We start from the raw sequence: 13,243 nt of genomic DNA on the forward strand, positions 1-13,243 counted from the left end.
CGCCACGCCCGATGCTTGAAAGCGTTTTGGACTAGGGCTTGACGCCGAATGGCGTTGGCAGATCCCGAATGCATGGCGTCACTGTAGATCCGTTCATTGTTCGCATAAACCCAGGTATGATGAACTGTTCGTTCCAGGAATAGAACAATCATGCAAGATCTAAACGACCTCTACTATTTCTCTCAAGTCGTCGAGCAAGGCGGCTTCAGCGCTGCGGCTCGCGCGCTGGATATTCCCAAATCCCGATTGTCACGCCGGATTTCCCATCTGGAGGAAAGCCTTGGCGTGCGCCTGCTGCAACGCACGACACGCCGGCTGCGCCTGACATCAGCGGGGGAACGTTATCTGCATTACTGCCGCGAGATGGCGGCCTCCGCGCGTGCTGCGGACGACGCCATGCGGCAATTGCAGTCAGAGCCCGCCGGCCCGGTAATCGTGAGTTGCCCCGTATCCATTGCGCAGGACGTGCTGGCGCCGCTGCTGCCGGAATTCCTGGATGCGTGGCCAGCGATATCGGTGCAGTTGCTGGTGACGAACCGACGCGTGGACCTGATCCGCGAAGGCGTCGACCTGGCGCTGCGCGTGCGCACAAAGCTGGATACCGACGCAGAACTGGTCGTGCGTCATCTGGGCACGGCGCGTGGCACGCTCGTCGCCAGCCCCGGTTATCTGCAACGTCACGGCACGCCCGACACGCCGCAAGATCTGGCGTCGCACACGACGCTGAGCTTTTCTGATCCGCAAAACGAGGTGCGTTGGCCCTTGCGCAACGACAAGGGCGAAGAGGTGCAGATTGAGCTCAAGCCACAACTGTCCTGCAATGACTTCATCGTGCTGACGGAAGCAGCGGTACGCGGCCGGGGCATTGCGCTRCTGCCGTCAATTGCGACGCAAGAGGAATTGCGCCGCGGTCAGCTGGTGCCAGTGCTGCCGCAATGGCAATCACCAGAGGGGATCGTGCATTGCATTTATCCGTCGCGGCGGGGCATGATGCCCGCCGTCCGGACCTTGCTGGATTTCCTGTCGCAACGGCTGCCGTCGATGTACCAACGGCTGGAAAAGGCCGTGGTCCCCGTTGCAACTGCCGCTCAGTAAAAGGTTAGTAACCCCGCGTGCGTTCGACGACACCGGTGATGGCTTCGCCGCGCATCAGCTGCGCGACCTTGCCCGCGATTTGCGCGATGCTTTCATCGCGCAGTGTGCGCGCTGCAATATGCGGCGTGACGTGGACGCGCGGATCGCGCCAAAACGGGTGATCCTGGGGCAAGGGCTCGGAGTGGAACACATCGAGCGTGGCGCCCGCGATCTCGCCTTCTTCCAGCATCTGCACCAGATCGTCTTCCACCAGATGCTCGCCGCGGCCCACGTTGACCAGGTGCGCATTGGGCAGCAGTTGGGACAGCGTGTCGCGGTTCAGAATGCCACGCGTATCGGGCGTTAGCGGCAGCACATTCACCAGGAAGCGCGTACGGGCCAGGAACGCCGGCAGCGCGGCTTCGCCAGCAAAGGATTCGACGCCGGTAATATCGCGCGGCGAACGCGACCACCCGGCAACCGGATAACCGAATTCAGCCAGCGTCTGCGCCACACGCGCACCAACCTGACCCAGCCCCAGCACGCCCACGGGCCAATCCGATTGCGCCGTGCCTTCACGCGTATCCCAATGCTGACGGGCCTGCGCCTGATCGAAAGCTTCAAAATCGCGCGACACACGCAACAGCGCATACAAGGCGTACTCGGCCATCTGCACCGACATGCCGGCGTCTTCCAGGCGCACGATGCGCACGTGCTCGGGGATCTCGGGCATCTTCAACAACGCATCAACGCCCGCACCAAGGTTGAACAGGGTTGTGATGCCCGTCTCGTGCTTGAAGAGCTCTGCCGGCGGACGCCAGACCAGGGCGACTTCCGCGCCCGAAGGCGGGCCGTCAGGGTTCCATACCGAAATGCGGCAACCGGGCATGGAGGCTTCCAGGCGCGGCACCCAGACGTCGGGATCGTGATGGGGGCAGGCAAAGAGAATGTGCATGGTGTCGGGTTCAGGGCTTTCGGAAACCTCAAGCATGCAGGATGGCGACTCACAAATCAAACGGCCCGGCATGAAGCCGGGCCGTTGCCACGCAAGCGTAAGTACCGCTTGGTAAGTGCCGCTTAAACCGTTTGCGGCACTTCAGGCTTGTTCTTGCCTTTGCCCTTGCCGCGGCGCAGGAACGCCCACACTTGCAGCAGGATCAGCAAGGCGCTGGCAGCGATGAACCAGGCGCTGATCGGGCGTTGCACGAACACCGCCAGATCCCCACGCGACAGCAGCAGTGCGCGGCGGAAGTTCTCTTCCACCATCGGCCCCAGCACGAAGCCGAGCAAGATGGGGGCCACCGAGAATTCCAGCGTCATCAAGATAGCGCCGATCACACCGAAGGCCAGCACTTCCCAAATCTGGAAGAGGCTGTTCTGCGTGCTGTACACGCCCACCGCGATAAAGAACAACGCGGACGGGAACAGATAGCGGTACGGCACTTGCAGCAGCTTGACCCACACGCCGATCAGCGGCACGTTCAGCACCATCAGCAGCACGTTACCCACCCAGAAGCTGGCGATCAGGCCCCAGAAGATGTCCGGATGCTCGGTGATCAGCTGCGGGCCAGGCTGAATGCCCTGGATCAGCAGCGCGCCCAGAATCAGCGCCATCACCGCGTCGCCGGGGATGCCCAGGCTCATCGTGGGGATGAAGTCGACCTGCGTCTTCGAGTGCGACGACGCTTCCGGCGAAGCCACGCCTGCGATCATGCCGGTGCCGAATTTTTCCGGCGTCTTCGAGATCTTGCGTTCCAACGCGTAGGCCACGAACGTGGTGATGGTCGGGCCGGTGCCGGGCATGGCGCCGAACAACGTGCCAACCGCGGTGCCGCGCACCATGGGCCAGAACGCCGTCTTCAATTCCTGCTTCGTCGGCCGCATGTCGCGAATGCGCAGCTTGGCGCCGCTGCCGATGATGGTCATGCGGTTCACGCTCATCAGGAAGTCGGCCACGCCGAACAGACCCATCGAGATCGCCACCAGCTCCAGGCCGTCGGACAAGTCCAGCAGGCCGAACGAGAAACGGATGGTGCCGGTGTTCACGTCCGTGCCCACCACGCCGCACATCAGGCCGAAGAGCGTCATCGCCACGCCCTTGAGCGGCGAGCCGCGCGACATCGTGGCGCCTGCCAGCAAGCCCAGCAACATGATCGAGAAGATCTCGGTCGGGCCGAACTTGAACGCCACTTCGACCAGCAAGGGCGACGCGAAGATCATGACGATGATGCCAACCGATGCCGCGAAGAACGAGCAGATCATCGTGATGCCCAGCGCAGTTCCGCCCTTGCCTTGTTTGGTCAATGGATAACCATCAAGGCAGGTGACCGCGTGCGGCGGATGCGAAGGCAGGTTGAGCAGGATGGCGCCGATGGCGCCGCCGTATTGCGAACCGTAGAAAATACCGGCCAGCATCAGAATGGCAGGCACGGGCTGCATGACGTAGGTCAGCGGCAGCAGAATGGAAATCGCCGACAAGGCGCCCATGCCGGGCAGCACGCCAATGAGGTTACCCACCAGCACGCCAAAGAACGACCACATCAGGTTGTGCCACTGGAACGCGACACCGAAGCCGTACCAAAGGTCCATCAAAGATTGAGAGATCATGGCGCGTCAACCCCAACGAAACAGCGGCAGCTGCAGTTGCAGCGCCCACCAGAAAACGACGACCGCAATCGCGGACATTCCGACCGACAGCAGGATGGCTTGCTTGATGGTGTTCTTGCGGTCACCGAGTGCCGAGATGAACACGATGGCGAACGTCGCCGGCAGCAGGCCGCCGTAATGCCCCAGCAGCAAGAAGGCCAGAATGCCCAGCAAGATGCAGATGCTGCCGCGCATGTCCGGCAAGCCGTGCGGATGGCCTTCGGCCGGTGCGGGCGCCGACGGTTCGCCCGACCTCGCAGAGATTGCAATCAGCACGCCCGTCAGCGCCAGCAAGCCGCCAAGTGCGGCGGGAAAAAACCCCGGGCCCATGTGGCTCAGCGACCCGATGTGATAGTCGGTGCCGCCGTATATCGCCCCCAACCCGATCAGGACCATCAGCGCGCCGCCGTAGTAGTCCTTTCTGTTGATATTTTTTTGCACTTCCATCCTCCTTCCTGGTGCAGGACCGTGCCGGCCCTTGATGCGGCGCTCGACACGAGCCTCGCCCGGCCCTTTAACAACGAGCCGGAGCGCAGATTACGGAGGGAAGCTGCTAATCCGCTTTCTATGCGCTGTCGCATTCCTGAATTCAGGGGTAATCCCTGAGTGGATGCTGCGTAAGAAAGGGGGAAAAGAGAAAAAAATTTGAAAGCCGGGGGGTGAAAGCGGCGACGTTGCCGGCTTTGATGCCGGCTTTGTGACCTGCTTCGATGCCTGCTTCGATGCCTGCTTCGATGCCTGCTTTGTGACCTGCGTCGATGCCTGCTCTGTTGCCTGCTTTATTGCCTGCTTTGATGCTCGCTTTATTGCTCGCCTTTCAGCTCGACATCAAGCGGCCGCGGGTACTGCGACACGGTGGGCGCCAGCGGCAGCCACAGCACCGACGCCAGGCCGACTCCGCCTTGCGCATTGGGCTCGCCATCGCGCAGTTCAATGTCGCCATCATTTCGGCGCGCATAGGCGCGCGCGATGGCCAACCCCAGACCAGACCCGCTGGACGTGACAGGTTTGTCCGTGCCCACGCGTTCGAAACGGGCGAAGGCACGACCGCGCAAGTCGGGGTCGAGGCCGGGGCCATTGTCGGACACGGAGACCTCGGCGCGATGCTCCAGCCGGTTGACCGACACGGTGATGCGCGCGCCGACCGGCGCGTAATGAATGGCGTTGTGCACCAGATTGGACAGGGCTTCGTGCAGCTCGGCCTCGTTGCCCGATACCGGCGCGGCAACTTCAAGCCCCGCTTCCGAAACAGCCTGCACCCAACCCAGATCCTGCTGCTTCTCGTGTGCCAGCGGCAAGTACTGAAGCACGACTTCGCGCGACACGGCATTCATGTCGAGCAATTGGCGCGGCAACTGATCCGCCTGGTTGGCGTGCGCCAAGGACAGCAGCTGTTCGGTCAGGCGGCGCGTGCGGCCCAACTGGTCCACGATGGCGCGCAGCCCTTCGCGGGTACGCGCCGGGTCGCGCTCACGTAGCGCGTACTGCGCCTGCGTCAACATGATGGCCAGCGGCGTGCGCAGCTGATGCGACGCGTCCGCCAGAAAATGCGACTGCTCATCCAACACGCGGCGGTAACGGGCGATGTGGTGATTGACGGCGTCGACCAGCGGCGACACCTCGCTAGGCACGCGCGAGGCGTCCAGCGGCGTCAGATCGTCAGGACGGCGATTGCGGATATCGGCACGCAGGCGGCGCAACGGTTTCAACGCCCACGACACGCCCCACCACACCAGCACCACCACCAGCGCCAGCATTCGCGCATCACGCAGAATTTCCTGGCGCCGCGCGTTGTTCTCGGCCTCGATCCGCTTACCCGTGCTTTCCGCCACCACAACCAGCACCTGACGATGCTGGCCCTGATAATAGAGATCGCGCACCACCGACACGACGCGCACCGGATCATTGCGATAAACGCCGTCGTAGAAGATGGGTTGGCCGTTGGAACGCGGCCAGGTCGGGGGACGCGGCATTTCGGGCATGCCCAAGAGCGTCTTGCCCTGGTCCGTCGGCACGGGCGAACCGTCCGGCAGCGGGGGATCAATCTGTTCAATGCGGAAATACTTGCGCAGGCCCGCGCGGGATTCCAGCATCACCTGCGCATACAGCGGCGTGGCCACTTGCAAGTTGCCGTCCGGCGTGAATTCGAGGCTGCTTTCCAGCACGCGCGCGGGCTCCACCAAGGCGCTGTCATACGCCTCGTTGGTGATCTCGGCCAGGGTGCGGTAGTCGTTCAGGCTGTCGATGACCAGCAATACCACCACGCCGGGCAGCAGCAGGATGATCAGCAGCGCGCGGATGCCGACGCGCGGCAGCCCCGGAATCCGCAGGCTCACTTAGGATTCCGATTCGGCGGATTCGCTGGCGACACTTTCCAGCATGTAGCCCAATCCGCGTACGGTAACGATGCGCACGTCGCTGCCGGCGAGCTTCTTGCGCAGACGGTGCAGCACGACCTCGATGGCGTCGGGGTTGGCTTCGCTGTCATGCGTGAAGACTTTGCCGAACAATTGTGACTTGTCCACGGGGTAGCCACTGCGAGTCAGCAACGCGGCCAGCGCGGCATGCTCGCGGGGCGTCAGGAAAAGCAAGGAACCGTCCAGCGTGAAGGCGCGGCTTTCGCTGTCGTACGAGAGCGAGCCGCATTGCAGGCGCGGATGCTGGCGGCCACGGCTGCGGCGCACCAACGCGGTCAGCCGCGCTTCCAGTTCTTCCAACGCGAAAGGCTTGGTCAGGAAATCGTCCGCGCCCAGATTCAGGCCACGGACCCGATCCTGCAATGCGCCCTGGGCCGTCAACAACAGCACGGGCGTGCGGTCGTCGCGGTTGCGCATTTCACGCAAGACGACCAGCCCGTGCTTGTCGGGCAGGCGCAGGTCCATGACGATGGCGTCATATTCCGTGCCTGCCATGAATGCCTCGGCCGTGCGGGCGTCTGCCGCATGGTCTGGCACAAACCCGCTCTGGGCGAGCGCGCGCATCAACCAGGACGCCATGTCCCGTTCGTCTTCAACCAACAATATGCGCATGACCGTCCGTTCCTTCGGGCAAATTCTCTGCTGCCCGCTGCCCATGCACGCGCTGGCGCAGGTAGCGGGTTTCGTGATGACGCCGAAAGAGGATCGCCGACAACTCGTTCAACGCCTGGGTATAGACGTCACGCTTGAACTCGATCACGGCGTCCAGGGGCACCCAATACTGGCTCCAGCGCCAGGCATCGAATTCCGGATGCTGCGTCGCGCGCAAGCACACATCACTGTCACGTCCTACCAGGCGCAACAAGAACCAAATCTGTTTTTGTCCTTTATAGTGGCCACGCCACTCACGCCGGACGAAGTGATCGGGCACGTTATAACGTAACCAATCGCGTGTACGCCCCAAAATACGGACATGCTCGGGCTTCAAGCCCACCTCTTCATGGAGTTCGCGATACATGGCCTGCACCGGGCTTTCGCCATATTTGATGCCGCCCTGGGGGAACTGCCATGCATGTTCCCTGATACGCTTGCCCCAAAAGACCTCGTTTCGACTGTTGACGAGAATGATGCCGACATTGGGGCGGTAGCCTTCGCGGTCAAGCATGGGCCACCCCCACCGAATTCAATACAATTACAGTCGATTATACGTATCTGCTGCCACCTTTAAACATGCGCGCATCCAACTACCACATCAACACCCTCAAAGAAGCCCCTTCCGAAGCCGAAGTCGCCAGCCACCAGCTGATGACCCGGGCCGGGATGATCCGCAAACTCGCGGGCGGCATCTACACCTACATGCCCCTGGGCCTGAAGATCATCCGCAAGGTCGAGGCTATCGTCCGCGAGGAAATGAACGCCTCGGGCGCCATCGAGCTGCTGATGCCGGTGGTGCAACCCGCCGAACTCTGGCAGGAATCGGGCCGCTGGGAGCAGTACGGCGCTGAACTGCTGCGCATCAAAGACCGCCATCAGCGCGACTTCGTGCTGCAGCCCACGTCCGAGGAAGTCATCACGGACATCGCGCGCAACGAAATCCACAGCTATCGCCAGTTGCCGCTGAATTTCTATCACATTCAGACCAAGTTCCGTGACGAACGCCGTCCGCGCTTCGGCCTGATGCGCGGCCGCGAATTCACCATGAAGGACGCCTACTCCTTCGACCGTGACGAGGCGGGCGCGCTCAAGAGCTACGACAACATGTACGCCGCGTACATGCGGATTTTCAGCCGTCTGGGCCTGGAATTCCGCGCCGTTGCGGCCGATACGGGCTCCATTGGCGGCACGCGCAGCCATGAATTCCAGGTTATCGCCGACACCGGCGAAGATCTGTTGGTCTACAACGCCGACACCGACTACGCCGCCAACATCGAGCTGGCCGAAGCCGTGGCGCTGTACCCGACCCGCGGTGACGCCACCCAAGCCATGGCCGAGGTCGCCACCCCCGGCGCGGCCAAGTGCGAAGACGTGGCCAAGCTGCTGGGCCTGCCGCTGGAAAAGACGATCAAGTCGATCGTCCTGGCCACCGACGGCGACAAGGGCAAAGTCGACATCTGGCTGCTGCTCTTGCGCGGCGACCACGAACTGAACGAGATCAAGACGGGCAAGCTGCCGGGCCTGGCGGGCTTCCGCTTCGCCACCGAAAGCGAGATCGTCGAGTATTTCGGTTGCAAGCCCGGCTACCTGGGTCCGGTCAAGACGGCCAAGCCGGTGCACGTGATTGCCGACCGTACGGTTGCCAACATGGCCGATTTCGTCTGCGGCGCGAACAAAGAAGATTTCCACATCCAGGGCGTAAACTGGGGCCGCGACCTGCCCGAGCCCGAGCTCGTGGCCGATCTGCGCAACGTGGTCGCGGGCGACCCGTCGCCGGATGGCAAGGGCACGCTTTCCATCCAGCGCGGCATCGAAGTAGGACACGTTTTCTACCTGGGCAAGAAGTACTCCGAAGCCCTGAAAGCCACCTTCCTGGACGAAACCGGCAAGCCGGCCACACTGGAAATGGGCTGCTACGGCATCGGCGTGACCCGTATCGTGGGCGCCGCCATCGAGCAGAACCACGACGCCCGCGGCATCATCTGGCCCCGCGCCATTGCCCCGTTCGAAGTGGTAATTTGCCCGGTGGGCTGGGGCAAAAGTGAAACGGTGCGTGACACTGCCCTGAAGCTCTATGAATCGCTGCTGGCGCGCGGCGTGGACGTCATTCTGGACGACCGCGATGCCCGCCCCGGCGTCATGTTTGCCGAGTGGGAACTGATTGGCGCCCCGCTGCGTGTAACAGTTGGAGAACGCGGCCTGAACGATGGTGTGGTGGAATTGCAAGCGCGTCGGGAAACCGAAGCGGCCAAGATTCCGGTAGAGTCCGCGCTTGAAGCGGTGCTGACGAAACTCGACACCCTTTAAACCCCATAGTAGCTACGGACTTCCCGCGTCCCGACCCCGCTTCATTGCCTATCCGTACCGTGACCGATCCGAAGTCTGCCGAATCCCTCCTGCAAGTCCGTGTCTATTACGAAGACACGGATGCGGGCGGGGTGGTTTTCTACGCTAACTACTTGAAATTCCTGGAACGCGCACGCACCGAGTGGCTGCGCAACCTGGGAGTCAACCAGTCCAGCCTGGCCGCCAGCGAACAACGCTTATTTGTTGTCCGCTCCTTGGACATGTCTTACCGGAAACCGGCCAAGCTAGACGATTTGCTTACCATACGCAGCCGAATCACCAAACTCGGCCGCGCTTCGATACACTTCGCGCAGCGCGCGGAACGCGACGGGGAACTGCTTGCCGAAGGCAACATCCAAGTCTGCTGTGTCGACGCCATTCACATGCGGCCGGCGGAGTTGCCGGCTGACGTTCGCGCAAAACTGGAATTCATTCAGGAATAACCATGCAAGTCACCAACGACATGTCGTTGCTTTCGCTGATTTCGCACGCCAGCGTGCCGGTCCAGCTGATCATGCTGATGCTGTTGGGCATTTCGATCATGTCCTGGACCTATATTTTCGCCAAACGCCTGGCCATCAAGCGCGCGCATACCCAGACGCGCCGCTTTGAAGACGACTTCTGGTCGGGCGGCGACCTGTCCATGCTGCAACAGGCCGTGGCCTCGCGCCGCGATGAACAGGGCGCCCTCGCCCGCATCTTCGATGCCGGCATGACCGAATTCCTGAAGGCCCGCCGCGGTAACTCCGCCGGTGACGCCACCGCCCTGCTCGACGGCCCGCGCCGCGCCATGCGCGCCGCCTACCAACGCGAAATGGATTCGCTGGAATCGCACCTGAACTTCCTGGCTTCGGCCGGTTCGGTGTCGCCGTACATCGGCCTGCTGGGTACGGTCTGGGGCATCATGCACGCCTTCATCGGCCTGTCGAACATGCAGCAAGCCACGCTGGCTTCGGTGGCCCCCGGTATCGCGGAAGCGCTGATCGCTACCGCCATCGGCCTGTTCGCCGCCATCCCCGCCGTGGTCGCCTACAACCGCTTCACGAATGACATCGACCGCATCTCGATCCGTTTCGACAGCTTCGTCGATGAATTCCTGAACATTCTGCAACGGCAGGTGCGCTAATGCCCTCGGTAAGCTCACGCGGCAGGTCCGGCCGCCGCATGAAGGCCGACATCAACGTGGTGCCGTACATCGACGTGATGCTGGTGCTGCTGGTCATCTTCATGGTGACCGCGCCCCTGATCACGCCGGGCCTGATCCAGTTGCCCTCGGTCGGGGCGGCCTCGGACGTGCCTGTGAAGCCGCTGGAAGTCCAGATTTCGGAAGATGGCAAGATCGCCCTGCGCATGCGCGAACCCGGCGCAACCCTGCAGGACATCGCGCGCCCCGAACTGGTGGCGCAAGTGCGTTCGCGTATTACCGCGGAAACGCCGGTGGTCATCGCCGCCGACGGCAAGGTGCCCTACGAGACGGTCGTGAAGGTGATGGACGAACTGCGCACCAACGGCATCACCCGCCTGGGCCTGCTGGTGGATCAGTCCGCCGCCGGTTCCTCCCAGCCCGCATCCGCGAAAAAACGCTAACGTGCCGCCTTCCGCCGGCATGTCCGGCACGCAACGCCCATGACGCCACCCATAATTCGACACCGCAGCGGCCCACCCGCCACCCCGCCCAACAACGACAACCGGAATGCGCTCATTCTGGCTGTGGCGGTGCACTTGCTGCTGCTGGTCGCCTTGATCTTTGGCGTGAACTGGCGCACGGAGGCCCCCGGCCCCGTCGAGGTCCAACTCTGGGCTGACGGCAATTCGCCCGTCGCCCCGCCGCCCACGCCCCAACCCGAACCGCCCAAGCCGCAACCCAAGCCCGAGCCGCAGCCGGAGCCTGAAAAGGCGCCCGAGCCGCCGCCACCGCCTCCTCCCCCTCCTCCGCCCAAGCCTGAACCCCAGGTTCAGCCGAAGACCGAGGAAGTGGACCCCGAGATCGCCATTCAGGAAGCCAAGAAGAAGCGCGAGCAGGAAGAGAAGGCTCGCCAGGCAGCGGAAGCCAAGGAAAAGGCGCGCCTCGAAGAGGAACGCAAGCAGGCTGAACTGAAAGAGAAGAAGCGCCTGGAGCAAGAACGCCAGGCTGCGGAAAAGGCTGCCGCCGAGAAAGCGGCCGAGAAGGCTGCGGCTGAAAAGGCCGCTGCTGACAAGGCTGCCGCCGAGAAGGCCGCTGCCGACAAGGCCGCTGCTGAAAAGAAGGCCAAGGACGACGCCGCCAAGAAGGCTGCCGCTGAAAAGGCGGCTACCGAAAAGGCGGCGGCAGAGAAGGCCGCTGCGGAGAAGGCTGCTGCTGAAAAAGCGGCCGCCGAGAAGGCCGCTGCCGCGAAGAAGGCGGCTGCCGACAAGGCGTTGAAGGACGCATTCCGCAACGACGCCCTGGGCGCAGCCGGCATCCCCGGCGGCACGGCTGACCGCAATCAGGCGGGCGGTGGACGCGATAACGGCTATGCCGCAAAGGTGCGCGCTTGCATCCTGCCGGGCGTGGCATATCAGCCTCCGCCGCGGGCCGGCAGCACCAATCCGACGGCACAATACCGGGTACAGTTAGGCACTGACGGGAAGGTGAACGGCGTGTCGCTGACCGAATCGTCGGGCAATCCGGCATTCGACCGCGCGGTCGAAACCGGCATCCGCCGTTGCAACCCCTTCCCGAAGCCCTCCACGGGCGGCTACGACAAGTTCATTGACGTAGTGCACAAAATGTATGATTGACAGGAGATTGATGAATATGACTCCCGCTTATAGCCGACGAGGTTCGCTCCTCGCTCTCTGGCGATCGTATGGGCTCGGCTTGCTGATCCTCGCGCTCTGCCTGATGGCAGTGAAACCCGCCCATGCGCAATTGCGTGTTGATATTTCTGGCACTGGCGCGACGCAGTATCCCGTCGCCATCGCCGATTTCGCCGTTGATGACACCCACGGCCGCGCCCTGGCCGAAGTGATCCGCGCTGACTTGACCCGCACGGGCCAGTTCCGCCTGATCAACGCCGCCGGCTCCGGCCTGAACGTCGACTCCCCCATCGCCCATGACGATTGGCGCGGTAAAGGCGCCGACTTCCTGGCTTACGGCAGCATCACCCGTGGCGCCGATGGCCGCTACGACGTGCGCTACCGCTTGGCCGACACGGTCAAGAAGGGCCAACTGGATGGCGTGGCGTTCTCTGGCACCGAGCAAGAACTGCGCCGCGTTGCGCACCAGATTGCTGACCGCATCTACGAGAAGATCACCGGCGTTCGCGGCGTGTTCTCGACGCGCATCGCCTACGTGCTGAAGAAGGGCGCGACCTACGAACTGCAAGTGGCCGACGCTGACGGGCAAAACCCGCAAGTGGCCCTGCGTTCGCGCGAGCCCATCATTTCGCCGTCCTGGTCGCCCGATGGCGCCAAGCTGGCCTACGTGAGCTTCGAGTCCGGCAAGCCGGTTGTCTACGTGCACACATTGGCTACCAGCGCCCGCGTTCCCGTTGCCAACTTCAAGGGCAACAACAGCGCCCCCGCCTGGTCGCCCGATGGCTCCAAGCTTGCCGTGGCGTTGACGCGTGATGGTTTGTCGCAAATTTACATCGTTGGCGCGTCCGACGGGTCGAATCCCACGCGAGTTACGCGTTCTCCCGGGATTGACACCGAACCGACCTTTACGCCAGACGGTGCTTCCATTATCTTTACGAGTGACCGCAGCGGCGGGCCGCAAATCTACCAGACCGGCTCGACAGGTGGCGACGCACGCCGCCTCACGTTTAATGGTGGTTACAACATATCACCCCGAATTTCCCCCGATGGATCGACGCTGCTGTACGTTGCAAGACGCGACGGCGCGTTTCGAATCGCGTCGTTGAACCTGTCCTCAGGCTCCGAATCCTTGATCACTGATGGTCGTGACGATCAGTCGCCAAGTTTCGCGCCGAATGGCATGCAAGTCCTTTACGCCGCTATCCAAAATGGCCGTAGCGTACTTGCGGGTGTCTCGAGCGATGGCCGCGTACGGCAGACGCTTTCGGTACTGAACGGGGAAATACGTGAACCGACTTGGGGCCCATTTACCCGATAACACGTGTGAC

Annotated in this window: 13 protein-coding genes; 7 read left to right on the forward strand and 6 right to left on the reverse strand. The window is 62.7% G+C overall.

Annotated features, from left to right (window positions below):
- The first annotated feature begins 150 nt into the window (after positions 1 to 150).
- The gene (locus AC1DSJ_RS23845) at positions 151 to 1,095 is read left to right on the forward strand and encodes a LysR family transcriptional regulator (RefSeq protein WP_427945023.1); all 945 of its coding nucleotides are present in this window, start codon (positions 151 to 153) and stop codon (positions 1,093 to 1,095) included.
- Positions 1,096 to 1,099: 4 nt separating this feature from the next.
- Here AC1DSJ_RS23845 and AC1DSJ_RS23850 read toward each other — a convergent pair whose 3' ends face one another.
- From AC1DSJ_RS23850 to AC1DSJ_RS23875, 6 genes are all read right to left on the reverse strand, one after another.
- Positions 1,100 to 2,029: a 2-hydroxyacid dehydrogenase gene (locus AC1DSJ_RS23850; protein WP_441372323.1), complete on the reverse strand. Its 930-nt coding sequence runs from the start codon at positions 2,027 to 2,029 to the stop codon at positions 1,100 to 1,102.
- A 122-nt stretch (positions 2,030 to 2,151) separates the two neighbouring features.
- Entirely contained in the window at positions 2,152 to 3,681 is a 1,530-nt protein-coding gene (locus AC1DSJ_RS23855) for a tripartite tricarboxylate transporter permease (RefSeq protein WP_175171622.1), read from the reverse strand.
- Positions 3,682 to 3,687: 6 nt separating this feature from the next.
- Positions 3,688 to 4,167, reverse strand: coding sequence for a tripartite tricarboxylate transporter TctB family protein (locus AC1DSJ_RS23860; protein ID WP_082387271.1), 480 nt, complete (start codon positions 4,165 to 4,167; stop codon positions 3,688 to 3,690).
- A 356-nt stretch (positions 4,168 to 4,523) separates the two neighbouring features.
- Positions 4,524 to 6,056: a sensor histidine kinase gene (locus AC1DSJ_RS23865; protein WP_245636468.1), complete on the reverse strand. Its 1,533-nt coding sequence runs from the start codon at positions 6,054 to 6,056 to the stop codon at positions 4,524 to 4,526.
- Positions 6,057 to 6,749, reverse strand: coding sequence for a response regulator (locus tag AC1DSJ_RS23870; protein WP_054427356.1), 693 nt, complete (start codon positions 6,747 to 6,749; stop codon positions 6,057 to 6,059).
- On the reverse strand, positions 6,730 to 7,302 hold the full coding sequence (locus AC1DSJ_RS23875; RefSeq protein WP_006217428.1) for an RNA pyrophosphohydrolase: 573 nt from the start codon (positions 7,300 to 7,302) through the stop codon (positions 6,730 to 6,732). The genes AC1DSJ_RS23870 and AC1DSJ_RS23875 overlap by 20 nt, the downstream gene beginning before the upstream one ends.
- A gap of 65 nt (positions 7,303 to 7,367) precedes the next feature.
- Between AC1DSJ_RS23875 and AC1DSJ_RS23880 the strand changes: the two genes are divergently transcribed.
- Genes AC1DSJ_RS23880 through tolB form a run of 6 tightly spaced genes read left to right on the forward strand, consistent with a single transcriptional unit; the run spans position 7,368 to position 13,233 of the window.
- Entirely contained in the window at positions 7,368 to 9,098 is a 1,731-nt protein-coding gene (locus tag AC1DSJ_RS23880) for a proline--tRNA ligase (protein ID WP_175171624.1), read from the forward strand.
- A gap of 59 nt (positions 9,099 to 9,157) precedes the next feature.
- Positions 9,158 to 9,580 carry a tol-pal system-associated acyl-CoA thioesterase gene (gene ybgC / locus AC1DSJ_RS23885; RefSeq protein WP_054427354.1) on the forward strand — a complete coding sequence of 141 codons (423 nt, stop codon included), beginning with the start codon at positions 9,158 to 9,160 and terminating at the stop codon, positions 9,578 to 9,580.
- Between the two features lie 2 nt (positions 9,581 to 9,582).
- A complete protein-coding gene (gene tolQ, locus AC1DSJ_RS23890) occupies positions 9,583 to 10,263 on the forward strand; it encodes a protein TolQ (RefSeq protein WP_054427353.1) in 681 nt (226 codons plus the stop codon).
- Positions 10,263 to 10,724 carry an ExbD/TolR family protein gene (locus AC1DSJ_RS23895; RefSeq protein ID WP_054427352.1) on the forward strand — a complete coding sequence of 154 codons (462 nt, stop codon included), beginning with the start codon at positions 10,263 to 10,265 and terminating at the stop codon, positions 10,722 to 10,724. The genes tolQ and AC1DSJ_RS23895 overlap by 1 nt, the downstream gene beginning before the upstream one ends.
- 39 nt (positions 10,725 to 10,763) lie before the next feature.
- Entirely contained in the window at positions 10,764 to 11,897 is a 1,134-nt protein-coding gene (gene tolA, locus AC1DSJ_RS23900) for a cell envelope integrity protein TolA (protein ID WP_054427351.1), read from the forward strand.
- Between the two features lie 16 nt (positions 11,898 to 11,913).
- Positions 11,914 to 13,233: a Tol-Pal system beta propeller repeat protein TolB gene (tolB, locus tag AC1DSJ_RS23905; RefSeq protein ID WP_441372324.1), complete on the forward strand. Its 1,320-nt coding sequence runs from the start codon at positions 11,914 to 11,916 to the stop codon at positions 13,231 to 13,233.
- The last annotated feature ends 10 nt before the right edge of the window (positions 13,234 to 13,243 follow it).

Source organism: Achromobacter sp. 01N37, assembly GCF_056399725.1.